The 14756-nt window shown below is 62.5% G+C and carries 12 protein-coding genes and 1 pseudogene; 7 read left to right on the top strand and 6 right to left on the bottom strand.

From position 1 onward, the window contains the following. Positions 1 to 17 precede the first annotated feature (17 nt). The 3 genes from purB to KTR60_RS05010 form a co-directional block, all read right to left on the bottom strand. The gene (purB, locus tag KTR60_RS05020; protein ID WP_003945775.1) at positions 18 to 1439 is read right to left on the bottom strand and encodes an adenylosuccinate lyase; all 1422 of its coding nucleotides are present in this window, start codon (positions 1437 to 1439) and stop codon (positions 18 to 20) included. A 56-nt stretch (positions 1440 to 1495) separates the two neighbouring features. Continuing rightward, complete coding sequence (locus KTR60_RS05015; RefSeq protein WP_003945736.1) at positions 1496 to 2101, bottom strand: TetR/AcrR family transcriptional regulator; 606 nt, start codon at positions 2099 to 2101, stop codon at positions 1496 to 1498. A gap of 64 nt (positions 2102 to 2165) precedes the next feature. Further along, a complete protein-coding gene (locus KTR60_RS05010) occupies positions 2166 to 3326 on the bottom strand; it encodes a pyridoxal phosphate-dependent aminotransferase (RefSeq protein WP_228401914.1) in 1161 nt (386 codons plus the stop codon). A 162-nt stretch (positions 3327 to 3488) separates the two neighbouring features. Between KTR60_RS05010 and KTR60_RS05005 the strand changes: the two genes are divergently transcribed. The 4 genes and pseudogenes from KTR60_RS05005 to KTR60_RS29295 all read left to right on the top strand — a co-directional run. Continuing rightward, the gene (locus KTR60_RS05005) at positions 3489 to 5099 is read left to right on the top strand and encodes an ABC transporter substrate-binding protein (protein ID WP_042452661.1); all 1611 of its coding nucleotides are present in this window, start codon (positions 3489 to 3491) and stop codon (positions 5097 to 5099) included. A gap of 54 nt (positions 5100 to 5153) precedes the next feature. Continuing rightward, positions 5154 to 8522, top strand: a complete 3369-nt coding sequence (locus KTR60_RS05000) for a serine hydrolase (protein ID WP_228401913.1) — start codon at positions 5154 to 5156, stop codon at positions 8520 to 8522. A 20-nt stretch (positions 8523 to 8542) separates the two neighbouring features. Further along, the gene (locus KTR60_RS04995) at positions 8543 to 9940 is read left to right on the top strand and encodes a serine hydrolase domain-containing protein (RefSeq protein ID WP_007734413.1); all 1398 of its coding nucleotides are present in this window, start codon (positions 8543 to 8545) and stop codon (positions 9938 to 9940) included. Between the two features lie 349 nt (positions 9941 to 10289). Beyond that, positions 10290 to 10889, top strand: a pseudogene (locus KTR60_RS29295) (HAMP domain-containing protein); the annotation flags it as partial. On the opposite strand, the gene KTR60_RS29290 reads toward KTR60_RS29295, so the two are convergent. Next, the gene (locus tag KTR60_RS29290) at positions 10881 to 11138 is read right to left on the bottom strand and encodes a hypothetical protein (protein WP_416309259.1); all 258 of its coding nucleotides are present in this window, start codon (positions 11136 to 11138) and stop codon (positions 10881 to 10883) included. The pseudogene KTR60_RS29295 and the gene KTR60_RS29290 overlap by 9 nt on opposite strands. Positions 11139 to 11208: 70 nt before the next feature. Between KTR60_RS29290 and KTR60_RS29285 the strand changes: the two genes are divergently transcribed. Continuing rightward, positions 11209 to 11508 carry a sensor histidine kinase gene (locus KTR60_RS29285; RefSeq protein WP_416309258.1) on the top strand — a complete coding sequence of 100 codons (300 nt, stop codon included), beginning with the start codon at positions 11209 to 11211 and terminating at the stop codon, positions 11506 to 11508. A gap of 3 nt (positions 11509 to 11511) precedes the next feature. On the opposite strand, the gene KTR60_RS04985 is transcribed toward KTR60_RS29285, so the two are convergent. Further along, positions 11512 to 12186, bottom strand: a complete 675-nt coding sequence (locus KTR60_RS04985) for a response regulator transcription factor (protein WP_228401912.1) — start codon at positions 12184 to 12186, stop codon at positions 11512 to 11514. Between the two features lie 117 nt (positions 12187 to 12303). Between KTR60_RS04985 and KTR60_RS04980 the strand changes: the two genes are divergently transcribed. Next, positions 12304 to 13137: a phosphatase PAP2 family protein gene (locus KTR60_RS04980; protein ID WP_228401911.1), complete on the top strand. Its 834-nt coding sequence runs from the start codon at positions 12304 to 12306 to the stop codon at positions 13135 to 13137. Here KTR60_RS04980 and KTR60_RS04975 read toward each other — a convergent pair. Then, positions 13073 to 14155 carry an ABC transporter substrate-binding protein gene (locus tag KTR60_RS04975; protein ID WP_228401910.1) on the bottom strand — a complete coding sequence of 361 codons (1083 nt, stop codon included), beginning with the start codon at positions 14153 to 14155 and terminating at the stop codon, positions 13073 to 13075. The two genes, KTR60_RS04980 and KTR60_RS04975, sit on opposite strands and share 65 nt — an antisense overlap. A gap of 42 nt (positions 14156 to 14197) precedes the next feature. Here KTR60_RS04975 and KTR60_RS04970 point away from each other — a divergent pair, with 42 nt between their 5' ends. Beyond that, positions 14198 to 14710, top strand: coding sequence for a MarR family winged helix-turn-helix transcriptional regulator (locus tag KTR60_RS04970; protein ID WP_003945763.1), 513 nt, complete (start codon positions 14198 to 14200; stop codon positions 14708 to 14710). The last annotated feature ends 46 nt before the right edge of the window (positions 14711 to 14756 follow it).

The following is a 14756-nucleotide window of genomic DNA, read 5'->3' as shown; positions in this document are numbered from 1 at the left end:
CGCACGGGGCGTAGCCCTTACAGAATCGGCGACGGCGCGTACGCCGCAGCTTCGGGGTTGGCGTCGACAAGTTTCTGCACCTCGGCGACAACGGCATCGACCTGAGCCGAAGCGGCACCGACAAAAGCAGCCTTGTCGGCCAGGGCCTCGTCGAGTGCAACGCGGTCGAGCGGCAAACGGTCGTCGGCGGCAAGGCGATCGAGCAAGTCGGGCTCCTTGCCCTCTTCACGCATCGCCAGCGCAACTGCGACGGCATTCTCCTTGATCGCCTCGTGTGCGGTCTCGCGTCCGACGCCGGCGCGGACGGCGGCCATGAGCACGCGCGTCGTGGCGAGGAACGGCAGATACCTGGTCAGTTCCTTCTCGATGACGGCCGGGTACGCGCCCATCTCGATCAGCACGGTCAGGAAGGTCTCGAACATGCCGTCGATCGCAAAGAACGCGTCCGGGAGCGCGACGCGGCGCACGACGGAGCAGAAGACGTCGCCCTCGTTCCACTGCGCACCCGCAAGCTCGGCTGCCATGGAGCCGTATCCGCGCAGGATCACCTGAAGTCCGTTGACTCGCTCGCACGAGCGGGTGTTCATCTTGTGCGGCATCGCCGAGCTGCCGACCTGGCCGGGCTGGAAGCCTTCGGTGACCAACTCGTGGCCGGCCATCAGGCGGATCGTGTGTGCAAACGACGACGGGCCCGCGCCGACCTGGACGAGCGCGGAGATGACGTCGTGGTCGAGGGAACGCGGGTACACCTGGCCGACGCTGGTCAACACGTGAGCGAATCCGAGGTGCTCCGCAACCTTCGCTTCGAGCTGCTCGAGCTTGGCCGCATCGCCGTCGAGGAGGTCGAGCATGTCCTGAGCGGTCCCCATCGGGCCCTTGATCCCACGAAGCGGGTACCGGTCGATCAGCTGGCGCAGACGCGTCAGTGCAACCAGCAGCTCGTCGGCGGCCGAAGCGAAACGCTTGCCCAAGGTGGTGGCCTGAGCTGCGACGTTGTGCGAGCGGCCGGCCATAACGATGGACGAGTACTCGGCAGCGCGCTCACCCAAGCGGGCGGCAACGGCGATGCCGTGGTTGTAGACATGTTCGAGAGAACGCACGATCTGCAGCTGCTCGACGTTCTCGGTGAGGTCGCGGCTGGTCATGCCCTTGTGGACCTGCTCGTGCCCGGCGAGTGCGTTGAATTCCTCGATGCGTGCCTTCACGTCGTGGCGGGTGACCCGCTCGCGGTCCGCGATGGACTCGAGGTCGACGTTGTCGATGACACGCTCGTAGTCGTCGATGGCGTCGGCCGGAATGTCGATGCCCAGCTCTGCCTGCGCACGCAACACCGCCACCCACAATTGACGCTCGAGCACGATCTTGTACTCGGGAGACCACAGAGCAACGAGCTCCGGGCTGGCGTAGCGGTTGGCAAGGACATTCGGGATGCGGCTCACGAGGCCTCAGTCTAACGGGGGCCAAGCAGTGCCGTTACCCCCGATAGAGAACCGAGCTAGACCGGCGGCGCCATCACGTCGATCGATTCCAAGAGCATTCCCCTGGCCAACCCCCGTGGGTCCGGGTCGTACTCCCCCAGAGCCGTGATCATCGCACCGTCGACCATCGCGACGAGACGGCGCAATTGCCCCTCGGGAGCCGACCGGCCCGAGCGTCGAAGCGCATCGGTCAACAGGTCGTCGAGCTGGGCTCGTAGGCGCAACTGCACGTCACGAAGTGCGGGATGACGGGCACATGCCACAAATCGTTCGTAGCGCGAGATCAAACGCTCGCGGCTCTCCGGCCGCTTCTCTTCGTCTCCGAGCAGCAGCTCGACCAACAGTTCGACGGTTGATTCCGCGCCCCGCCGACGTTGGGTCACCGCAGCCACTCTGGCGCGCATCGCTTCCATGTCGGCGTTGCCGTTGAGCTCGACGGCACACGCGATCAGATCGTCGAGTGAGTCGAAGTAATAGGTCGTCGAAGCCAGTGGAAGGTCAGCTCTGGTTGCCACCGCTCGGTGACGAACGGCGTCGAACCCGCCCTCCAGCAAAAGTTCAGCAGCGGACGCCACCAGAGCTTGGCGACGTCGTTCGCCCTTGGGCGTAGCTGCAGAAGACACCACGACATCGTGCCAGCAGAGGGCACCTCCGCATGGCGAAACAGCTCGAAGACCCTGCTGTTTGTTACCCGAGCCACTTCTCGAGGCGGGCCAGTGCCTCCTGGATGTCTGCTGTCGCACCCGCGAACGAGAGTCTGACCATCCGGTTTCCGTGGACGGTGTCGAAATCGATTCCGGGTGCCAGCGCGACCCCGGTATCTGTCAGCAACCGGGCACACCACGCGGTGGCGCCCTCGTCGCCACACAGATGGCCGATGTCCGCGTAGACGTAGAACGCACCGTCGGCGGGAGCCAACTCGGTGATGCCCAGTTTCGGCAACCCGGTCAACAACAGTTCACGATTGACGGCGTACCGCTGAACGTGCCCGTCCAACTCGACCTTCGCCTCGTCCGAGAATGCCTCGACGGCGGCGTACTGAGAGATCGCGGGCGGACACACGGTCATGTTCGACGCGAGTCTCTGCAGCGGGCGCCGAAGATAGGTCGGCACCAACATCCACCCGAGTCGCCAACCCGTCATCGAGAAGTACTTGGACACCGAGCCGATCACGGCGGATTCGCGTGAGGTCTCCCAGGCGCTCGACGTGTGCTGATCGCCGTATCCGATGCCGTGGTAGATCTCGTCCGAGATCAGAAGAGTTCCGTGCTGCTCGCACCACGTCGCCAATGCAGCGAGCTCCTCGGGCGAGATCACCGTGCCCGTGGGATTTGCCGGGCTCGCGACGATCAGACCGGCAGGCGGCGACGGCAAAGCCTCGAGCATTTCCACTGTCGGCTGGTATCGAGTTGCCGGCCCGCAGTCGAGTTCGACGACGTTGCAGCCGAGAGCGGCAAGGGTATTGCGGTACGCGGGATATCCGGGTCGAGCAACCACCACGGTGTCGCCCTCGTCGAACGCGGCCAGGAAGAGCAAGGTGAACGCCCCGGACGAACCGGTCGTCACCACCACGTCTTCGGCGTCGACGGCGATTCCCGATCGCTCGCTGTGGTAGCGCGCAATAGCCTCGCGTAGCTGCAGGATCCCGAAAGTCTCGGTATACCCGAGTAGTTCGGTGCCCAGAATCTCTCGCGTCGCACGTAGCACCGGTGCCGGCGCGGGCGTCGACGGTTGACCTGCCGCCAAGGTCAGGACGTCACCATGTGTCCGCTGACGTTCGGTCGCGGCCTTCCATACATCCATGACATGGAAGGTCTGGATATCTGATCGACGAGATTCTGAGCGCACACTCCGACGGTAGTCGAACCGTGGTGCGGCAAGAAACGACGACCACCCATTGTGACGATCCGACAGATTCAGGCGCTCAGCATGAGTCGATTCAACGAGACCTGGGCCACGTCCCTCGCGCAACATTGATCAACGACTTCCTTCGATCAAAAGGTGCATCAGATGAAAGCTCGCTCAGTGCCCACTGCGGCTCTGGTCACGATCGGCGTTCTCACGGTTGCCTCGTGCGGAAGCACCTCTGATCCTGGCGGCAATTCTTCCGGCGACTACGCGAAGGACGGCAGTTTCACCACGATCGTGAACACCGATCCCGGCAACCTTCATCCCCTGATCACCAATCTGACTGCCACGCAGGCGATCAACAGCTATACGAACGACTCGTTGTTGGCCATCGACCCCAAAACCCGCGCAGCGGGCTCGTATCTGGCCGAAAAATGGAGCGAGAACGGAACTTCGCTGAACTTCACCCTCAAAAAGGGGATCACGTGTGAAGACGGCACGACCTTCACTGCCCAGACAGCGGCAAACAACATCAACTGGGTCGTAGACACGACCAACGGCTCGCCGTGGTTGGGAGCATCCGTACCCGAAACTGCGGTAGCAACCGCTGATGGTGACGAGCTCACGATCAAGACAACGGAACCCGCGCCCTTCCTCCTCGAGCGCATCGGCGCTCTCAAGATGGCGTGCCAGGCAGCCCTCGACGACCCTGCCAGTGTTCGAGGCAGCAGCAACGGAACCGGACTGTTCAAGATCACCGAAGTAGTGGCCAACGATCACGTCACGCTCGAACGCCGCGACGGATACAACTGGGGGCCGAACGGCGAAACCACGTCGGACACGCTCGGAGTGCCCAAGACGGTCACGATCAAGGTCGTGACCGACGCCGCGACGACGGCGAATCTCGTCCTCACCGGAACGGTCAACGCGGCCCCGGTTGCCGGCGCGGATATCGAACGTGTGGAAGCTTCAGGCCTCGAGTCGATGACGTCCAACACCCTGAGCGGACAGTTCATCTTCAACCACAATGCGGCTCTCCCCACCAAGGACGAAGCGGTACGCACCGCACTCGTGCAGGCGATCGATCTCGACGATTACACGGACATCAACACCGGTGGCAAAGGCTCACGAGCTACGGCACTGGCAGTAGTCGATCCGCGGGCGTGTGACTTCGACAGCGTCACCGGTGTAGTTCCGAAGTTCGACATGGCCGCTGCGAAAAAGACTCTTGCGGACGCCGGTTGGAAGCCCGGATCCGACGGTGTCCTGACCAAGGACGGTCAAGCGCTGCAATTGACGGTCATCTTTGCCAACTACCGCGACACCACCTCTGCAGCAGCAGAATACGCGATGAAGCAGTGGCAGGAGCTCGGCGCGAAGGTAGAGCTTCGTGGTGGTGACAACAACTTCATCATTTCCAACACATTCGCAGCGAAAGACCTGACGTCATGGTCGATCTCGATCGGACTGACCGTCCAGAGCGATACCCCCAGCATCTTCGTTCCGTACTTCGCCGGCCCCACCCCACCGTCGGGTGTCAACTTCGCATCGATCGACAATCAAAAGTACGCCGAACTGGCGGCGAAGGCCTCGGTTCTGCCGGGGCAGGAATCCTGCTCGGTGTGGAAGGAAGCGGAACAAGCACTGTTCACCTCGTCCGACGTCATTCCGGTGTCCACGTCGCCGAACTTCATGTTCTTCAACGGCGCAACGGCCCTGTATGCACCAGTTGGCGGCACCCTGGCCGGCCCTGGCATTCGCGTTCTGAAATAAGCCGGAAGACAAAGCTTTACGTCTGCATCTATTTCTCCGATTCGAAGGATCTACATGACTGACCGTCCATTTGTTCTCGACGACCTCCACCGTGTGGTCACACCCACGGAGACCTCAATCTCTCCCGACGGCGCCGTGGTCGTCTTCGTTCGCTCGGAAATAATTGCCGGAAAGGCAACTACATCATTGTGGGCGGTGTCCCGCGATTCCCAGGCTCGTCGCCTCACTGCCGGACCTGCCGATTCGGCCCCGCGGTTCTCTCCGGACGGAACGTCGATCGCCTTCCTCCGCAAGGTCGGCGACTCCGCGCAGTTGCACCTGATCCCGCTCGCCGGCGGCGAGGCCGAAACCCTCACCACAGCAGCATCACTCCCCCTCGGAGCCGGCGCAGCGGCCTGGAGCCCCGACGGAAAAGCCATTGCATTCGCCGCCGTGGTCTCACGTTCGGACTCCACCGACCCGAACGCGCCCATCGTCACCGACCGACTCGGATACAAGGTGGACGGTGCCGGTTGGCTCGGCACCTTCCGGCGCCACCTGCACACCGTCGAACTGGAGACGAAGGCAGTTCGACGGCTCACCGACGGTGACTGGAATGCAGACGTTCCGTCCTGGTCACCGGACGGCAAGGCTCTCGCCTTCACCGCGAATCTGGAACCGGACAGCGATCTGAACCTCACGTTCAGCGCCTACCGCATCCTCGTCGACGATCTGTCGGTTCCCCCGCAGCGACTCGGTCATGCCACCGGAGTGCAGGGCTCCACACTGTGGCATCCGCAGGGAGATTCGGTCGTCGCCATCGGCACTCCGGAGGTCCGTGTCGGAACTGCAGACCTGATCCGGCTGTCCGTCCCCGGCCCAACCGAGACACCGGTCGACGTCACCCTCACAGCTCATCTCGATCGCAACGTGATGCCCGGTGCACCCGGTTACCCCGGCGGCACACCGGCACTGTCGAATACTCGCGACGAAATCGTGTTCTGCCTACGCGATCGTGGATGGACGCATCTGTACGCGGCCGACATCGAAACCGGCACCTCTCGATCCCTCGTCGCCAATCCCAACGAGGTCGTCTCGGCGCTCTCCGTTGCCCGTGACGCCCGCGTCGCCTCCGTCATCGTCACCACGCAGCAGTCCTTCGGCGAGGTCGCACTCGTCGATCTCGACAGCGGCGCGGTCACCACGCTGACGAAATTCACCGCAGAAGCACTCCCCGAGGTGACACTGTTTGCCGCCGAGGAACGCGAGTTCACCATCTCCGACGGCCGCACCGTGCATGGTTGGTTACTGTCCGCTCCCGAAACCAGTGGCGCTGCACCTCTTCTGCTCGACATTCACGGCGGACCGCACAACGCGTGGACCGGCGTTGCAGATACCTATCACCCCGCCCACCAGGTTCTCGCCGCCCAGGGTTGGCGCATCCTGACCCTCAATCCACGTGGGTCGGACGGGTACGGCGCAGACTTCATGTACGCCGTCAACGGCGCCTGGGGTACCTCCGACCAAGCCGACTTCCTCGAGCCGATCGACGCGCTTGTCGCCGAGGGACTTGTCGACGGGGACCGTCTGGCGATCACCGGGTACAGCTACGGCGGATACAGTACGTGTCACCTGACGTCCGCGACGGATCGTTTTGCCGCTGCAGTTGCCGGCGGGCTGATCTGCGATTTCAACGCCATGGCCGGAGTCTGCGATTTCGGTCCGCACCTCGCGTCACTCGCCACCGGCACGACTGTTCCCGAGAACTCCGCGGGGCTGCTGGCAGCCTCACCGCTCGCCGCTGTGAAGAATGTGGTGACCCCGACGCTGATCCTGCACGGAAAGTCGGACGAGCGGTGCCCGCTGGGTCAGGCCGAGGCCTGGTTCGCCGCACTGCGCCAGCAGCATGTACCCACCCGACTGGTGGCGTATCCCGGTGCAAGCCACGGGTTCCTCGTCAACGGCTCGATCTCGCACCGAATCGACTACAGCACGCGGCTCATCGAGTGGGTGAAGCGATACACCTCCGCGAAGCTGCCCAAGACCGGCCTGGCCAATGCATCTGCCGGCGCCGACGCGTGGAAGCGCTCACTGGACGTACTGTGTGAGCGTTACGGCGTCACCGGTGCTCAATTCGGTATTCTCACACTCGATTCCAGCGGCAAGGAAATCACCCGTACGACGGTGGCTTCCGGCGTGATCAACGCAGACACCGGGGTCGAGGTATCCACCGACTCCCTGTTCCAGATCGGATCCATCACCAAGGTATGGACCGCGATGCTGGTCATGCAGCTTGTCGACGAAGGCTTGCTCGACCTGGACGCGACCGTCCGGTCGATTCTGCCCGATTTCGCACTGCAGGACGAGGAAACAGCTGCCCGCATCACGGTTCGCGCACTTCTGAACCATCGCAACGGAATCGACGGTGACCTGTTCATCGACAAGGGTCGCGGCGACGACGTCGTCGAACGCTACGTCGAGGGCCTGCGTGACTTCCGTCAGGTTCATCCACTCGAGGACGGCTTCGCGTACTCGAACTCCGCGTACGTCCTTGCAGCTCGTATCGTCGAGGTTCTTCGCGGCGGCATCTGGGACGACATCCTCAAGGAGCGGATCATCGATCCGCTCGGCCTCGCGCACACACTCACGTTGACCGGAGATACACCGAGATACTCTGTGGCAGCGGGTCATACGGGGAACTCCGTCGTGATGCCCGTCTGGCCGATCACGCGCTCGATGGGGCCCGCGGGTTGCATCACTGCCAGCATCGGAGATCTACTCACGTTCGCGGAACTCGGTCTTCTCGAAGGACAGAGCGTCGACGGCGTACGGATCGTGTCGGAAAAGTCAGCCGCCGCGATGCGCACACCCGAAATCGACATCAGCGAACTGTTCCCGGACAAGTCGGGTTGGGGCTTGGGCTGGTTCCACGAAACCTGGTCGGGCGAAGAGATTTTCGGGCACGACGGCAGCACCATCGGCCAGCACGCGTATCTGCGCATCTTCCCCCGCCACAATGTCGCGATCGCACTGCTGACCAGCGGCGGCAAGGCCGACGGCCTCTACCGTGATCTCTTCACCGAAGCCGCGGCCGCGTTGGTCGGACTCGAACCTCCGCAAGCCCTCGCCCCGAACCCCGCGAGTGTGGAGTCGATTCCGGATTCGGTTCTGGGAAAGTACAGCTCGGGCGGAATAGCAATCGAGTTCCGTCGTGGAGAGTCCGCTGACGAGGCCGTGATCACCGTCATCGGCGACGTAATCCCGAATCCCGAGGAAGACGAGACAGCTCCGAAGAAGCCTGCAACGGTAGCCACTCTCGTACCGTCGCAGATCCCGGGGACCTGGACCACCCGTCAACCCGGGGCCGCGGGTTGGACGACGGTACGGCCGCACCGAGACGGAGTGTACGTCGGATTCCGCTTCCTACCACGGGTTAACGCGTGACGATGACCGATACACATACGATGACGGAAACACAGAACGCCGAAACACAGAACGCCAGCGAACTCGAGGAATCAAAGATGCAAGAACAGCTTCAAGAACTCGTCGATCAGTGGAGGGTCGAGGCAAACATCCCCGGCGTCTCGGTCGGCATCGTTCACGGCGACAAGGACATCGTCGTCACCAGTGGCATCGAGAGCGTCGAAACCCAACTCCCGGTCACCGACAAGACGATGTTCATGATCGGCTCCACCACAAAGGTGTTCGCCGCAACAGCCGCGATGGCACTCGTCGAGGACGGCCTACTCGATCTCGACACCCCGTTGGTCGAGTACGTCCCCGAACTGACCTTCGCCGACGAAACAGCCACGCGCACAGTCACGATGCGTCACCTCCTCACCCACACCGGCGGATTCACCGGCGACGCGGGCCTCTCGGCAGGCTGGGGCGAAGACGCCCTGGGACGCTCGGTTTCACGGCTGAACGAACTGCGACAAGAATTTCCCGTCGGAGAAGTCTTCTCCTACAGCAACTCCGGATTCGTTCTCGCCGGACATGTCGTGGCCAAGATCAGCGGACTGACCTTCGAAGAGCTGGTCAAGCAGCGCGTGCTCGACCCCCTCGAAATGAAGAACTCGGCCTTCCTGCCCTGGGACGTGATGACCCACCGGTTCGCACTCGGTCACTACATCCGCGACGGTGTGCCGTTCGTGTCCAACGAAACCGGACTGGACCGCGGCATGATCCCTTGCGGCGGAATGTGGTCCTCGGTGCGAGACCAACTCGTCTGGGCACGTTACGCACTGTCTGGCGAACACCCCGGCGAAGGACAGCCACTCGACGAGTCCACCCGGTTGTTGATGCAGAAGCCGCAGCGTCCCGCCGCGATGATGTTCGAAGAAGTCGGCCTGGGATGGCTGTTGACTCGATACGGAACCACGCAGGTAGTGCGGCATGGCGGAAACGTGAGCAACCTCCAGGTCTCCGAGTTCATGACAGTGCCCGAGAAGAACTTCGCCGTCACCGTGCTGACCAACGCCCTCGGCGGCGGAATCGGCAAGAAGATCGTCGACTGGTGCATGGCCAACCTCACTGAACTACCCACGCCGGCATCCCTGGACGTGGTCGAGCCCGAACCCGCTGCCGTCGACGCAGTCCTGGGCAAGTATCAGGCCGGCTCACTGACGATGACCGTCGCCCCCGGTGACGAGGGAATCGGCATCCGGATGGGCAGCGCGCAGGATCTCGGTGAATACGAGGACATCGTCTGGCCGCCGGCAATCCCGATCGCCTTCCTCAACGACCGTGACTTCGCTGCTCGCGCCGACACCACCCGGGCGTTGGGCCGCTTCGTCACCGACGACACCGGTCGCGCCGTGATGCTCGAATTCGGCGGCCGCACCGCCAAGCGAGTGGCCTGATCCTCTAGACGGGTGACGCGGTCCGATTACGGGACCGCGTCACCCGTCTTCGTAAATGCACAGCCGAGAAGGTACAGACTGGACGCCATGAACTTCATCGGCGAGTCGATTCTGCACCCCTCCCGGTGGAGCGTGCGTGCCCGTTCGACCGTGGCTTCGACACTCGTGATCGCCTTCTGCCTGGTGATCGCCGGGCTTGCACTGGTTTTCGTGCTGGCAAACTCCCTGCATCTGTCCGCGCTGAACGGCTCCGAAGCTCGCGCCACGCAATTGGTCCAGCAGCTCAACGGAAAAAAACCCGGCCGATCTCGACCCTTCGCTTCTGTCCACAGACAGTCAGATCGGAATCGTGCAGATCGTCGACGCCGATCACCGAATAGTCGCCCAATCACCTGGAACCGACAGCGACCTCCTGTCCGAACGTTTTCTCGGCCCTGACGAGTCGGACGCTCTCGGAAGGGTCAAGAAGTCCGACGACGAGGACTACTGGCTGATCGGGCGAGGCGCTCAGACGCCGACCGGACCAGTCACCGTCTTCGTCGGCGCCGACCGCGAACCGGTTGAAACCGTGGTGACGACCGTTGCCGTTCTGCTGGCCATCGTCGGACCTCTGGTCCTGGGGCTGGCAGCGTTTGCCACCTACCGCCTCGTCGGTTCGGCCCTCGCTCCCGTCGAACGCATCCGCGCTCGGGTAGCATCGATTTCGAGTGGGCGTCAAGGTGAACGAGTGCCTGTCCCGTCAGGGAACGACGAGATAGCCCGACTGGCAACAACAATGAACGACATGCTGGCGCGCCTCGACGAAGGTGCGCTGGCCCAGCAACGATTTGTCAGCGATGCCTCACACGAGTTACGCAGTCCGCTGTCCACGATCACGACGGCCCTCGAACTGGCACACCGACGCCCGGATCTCCTCGACGACGCGCTGATCGAAGACGCACTACTTCCCGAGGCGCGCCGAATGCGGCAGTTGATCGAAGACCTGTTGATTCTCGCGCGCTCTGACGAAAGCGAACTCGAAAAGTTCGGCATCGTCGTCGACGTCGACCTCGATGACATCTTGTTCGCCGAGCAGAAAAGGATCGACGGTATCTCCGAAGTTACGGTCGCCGCTGCCGTGGCTCCGGTTCGGGTCTCCGGAGACCCGAGAGCATTGACGCGGATGGTGCGAAACCTCGTGGACAATGCAGTGCGGCATGCGGAGACCCTCGTGTATCTCGAGGGTCTCCGGAGACCCGAGAGCATTGACGCGGATGGTGCGAAACCTCGTGGACAATGCAGTGCGGCATGCGGAGACCCTCGTGTATCTCGAGTGCTCCGAAGCCGGAAACGAAGCCCACATCGTGATCGAGGACGACGGGCCCGGAATCCCTGCAGCAGAACGCGAACGAATCTTCGGACGCTTCGTCCGCCTGGACCAGCCGCGGTCGAGGCAGGGAGGCGGGTCCGGACTTGGACTCGCCATCGCGTCGGAAATAGTTGCGGCGCACCACGGAACCATTTCCGTCAGCGAGAGGGCGGGCGGTGGAAGTCGATTCGAGGTGACGATTCCGGTACCGAACGACTGAAGATCAGGCAGTGCCGACAAAGCGGTACCCGACGCCTCGGACCGTTTCGATGCTCTGAGTTCCGAACGGGAGGTCGAGCTTCTTACGAAGGTAACCGATATACACCTCGACGATGTTCTCGTCACCTTCGTAGTTGGTGTCCCAGACAGAGCGAACGATCTCGGTCTTCGTGACCACCACACCATTGTTGCGCATCAAGAATTCGAGAACGCTGTACTCCCTTGGCGTCAGGGTCAATTCGATTCCCGCTCTGCTCACCTGATGTTTGGCCGGGTCGAGGGACAGGTGTCCAATGGAGAGTATCGCCGGACGTTGTGGAGCGCCGCGACGCACCAGTGCGCGCAGCCGAGCGAGAAACACGACAAACGAGAATGGCTTGACCAGGTAGTCGTCGGCGCCGAGATCGAATGCATCAGCCAGGTCGTATTCGCCGTCCTTTGCCGAGAGCATGAGGATCGGCGTCCAGATCTCCCGGGCGCGTAGATCCCGCACGATGTCGTACCCGTGTTTGCCCGGCAACATGATGTCGAGAACGATCACGTCGAATTCGTCACTGCACGCAGTCGCGAATCCGTCGTCACCGTTGAGTTCGACGGCGGTCACGAATCCCTCGGCCACCAATCCCCGCCGGATCGTCTCGGCCAGGCGCACTTCGTCTTCGACCACCAGTACTCGCACCACCGGCCCCGTTTCGTCGCCACGCAGTTGTTCGGATGCACCCAGTAGAGCAGACGGTAGACCCAGGGCCGAGTTCCGTTCAGCGTTTCTTCAGCTTCGGATCGTCACACTGCATTCATGCCTGCAACTGTGTCGACCGTGCGAAACGTGGTCACCGAAGTCCTGACCGAGAGCACCACCGCAGAGATCGCGGTTGCCGCAATCGTGGTGGCCGCAGCTCTGTTCGCGTTCGGTTCGATCTACCGAGCTTCCAGCGTTCGGTCTACAGCCCTTCGCACGTGCGGACTCGTGCTTGCACTGGTGACGCTGTCGATCCAGGTGTATGGAAGCGGGTGGTTGACGAGCTTCGACGGGCCGGTGACCGACTGGATGGTCGATCATCGGAGCGGCGCCCTGAACCAGATCGCGGTCGCCGTCACAGATCTCGGTAGCCCTGTCGCCACCGCGCTGCTCGGGATCACCTGCGGAGTGCTCATCTCATGGCGAGCGCGTTCGGTCGTTCCGGGCTTGATCGTGATCGGAACCGTTGGCGGGGCGGCGGTCGCCAGCACGGTAATCAAAGCGCTCGTCGGTCGCGAACGTCCGCCGACCAACATCCAGGTTCTTCTCGAGACCGGCCACTCGTTCCCCTCCGGTCACGTGACGGGCACAGCAGCGCTGTTCGGCATTGCCGTTCTCGTTGTGAGCGTCGACCGAACAGCGGCCGTCAAACGCCTTCTGATGCTCCTCGCCGTGACGGTCACCGTCGTCGTCGCGCTGACTCGCCTCTACTTGGGTGCGCACTGGCTCACCGACGTCATCGCCGGAGCCATTCTCGCGACGCTTGCCGTCACGGTGGGTGGAGCCCTCTTCCGATTCGTCGGCACTCACAACCAAGCTGAATCGACTACTGCTGCAATGCGCTCTGCAGAACCTTCAGCACTTCACGAGCCGCAGTCGGCCCGGTATTGAGGTAGAAGACGTCATCGTCAACAGCGACGGCGTGGTTGGCGACCACACCACGTAACTGCGCCCACAACGGCGCGTTCGTCAATGTCGCCGGGTCCCCGCCCTGCACGCCGTAGAAGATCCAGTCGGCGTCCGCCACGTTCAACTCTTCTTCACTGATGTCTCGGGAAGTGTCGTCGAACTGCTGCGACTGCGGACGGGTCAAGCCGGCATCCTCGGCGATACTGCCGGTGAACGAAGGAATACCGAAGATGCGCAGACGATTTCCGTTCTGGCGCGTGAACGACACCGTCGGCGGCGACGAGAGGGAAGCACCGAGGGCCGCGGCATCGGTATTGAAGGTATCCAGCAGTGCCGTCGCCTGCTGCGTCCTACCTACCCCGTCGGCAACCAGCAGGAAGTCCTGCTTCCAGTAGACGCCGGTCCCCTGTGTTGCCACCGTGGGTGCGATGGCGGAAAGCTGGTCGTACAGCGAATCAGCGTCCTTTCCTGCAACATTCATCAAGATCAGGTCAGGATCGAGCGTGACGATCGCTTCGAAATTCGGTGTGAAGCGTCCACCTGCGTCAACGACATCACTTAGCTGAGTACGGAATTCGGGGTACGCAGACAACAAGTACGGAGGCACCAGGTCCGCACCGTCACCACGCGTCGAACCTGCGGGCACGACACCGAGCGACAGGAGTGCATCTGCTTGCCCGGTCGAGATGACGACAACCTTTTCGGGCTGCGATTCGATCGTGGTGTCCCCTTTGAAGTGTGAGACGGTACGAGGGAACTCGCCGTCCGACTTTCCGCTCCCCATTCCAACCGGGACTTCTCGCGGAGCGACAAACGCAGAGTCCGCCGGAGCCGACGCACTGATCTCGGCATCTGTGGGCGACGCGTCCTCGCTCGAGCAGCCACTGAGAGCTGCCACCAATGTCAGTGCGCCGATCAGCATTACACTGCGTGACTTCTTTCGAAAATTCATGATCGTGTCCCGTACGTCGTGAAGCATGACAGCTTCATCTTCCGTCATGGTTAGGTGACCCTACCCTTTGAAGAACTGTAAACTATATCTGTGTCAGATACAGTTCCAGGGCGTGGATCACACGGGGTCGATCGCTACTCCGATCGCATGCCCACCGCGGAAGAAGCATCGAGATCACTCATCGCTGCGGCGTTCGAATTGCGTCGAGCGCTGCGGGAATACATGGATACGTCGGGTACCGACGCGACTCTGCCAGAGGCACAATCCGAAGTACTTCACGATGTCGCACACCATCCGGGCACTCGCATCGGGGCGGTCGCCGATCGTCTCTCCAGACGCCCGAACACCGTCAGCACGCTGGTGCGCACACTCTCCGACAAAGACCTGATCGAACGGCGACCCGATCCCACGGACGGCCGAGTGAGCACACTTTTCGTGAAGGACGAACGAAGCGCGCGACGAGACCGTCGATCCGAACTACGCATCGGCGTTCTCGCCGAAGAATTGGCGTCCCTCGACGAGGGCGACCTCGACACATTGACCACTGCCGTCGGCATCCTCGACCGAGTCAATCGATCATTGCGAGATCACGCGCCGCGATGACACTCCGGGACATACAGAAGCGGTGCGGTGCAGCACCTGCCGCACC

The sequence above is a fragment of the Rhodococcus sp. C1 genome, assembly GCF_020809065.1.
Lineage (GTDB): Bacteria > Actinomycetota > Actinomycetes > Mycobacteriales > Mycobacteriaceae > Rhodococcus_F > Rhodococcus_F qingshengii.
Note: the sequence above shows the minus strand (reverse complement) of the source record. Positions and strands in the feature narration are given on the sequence as shown.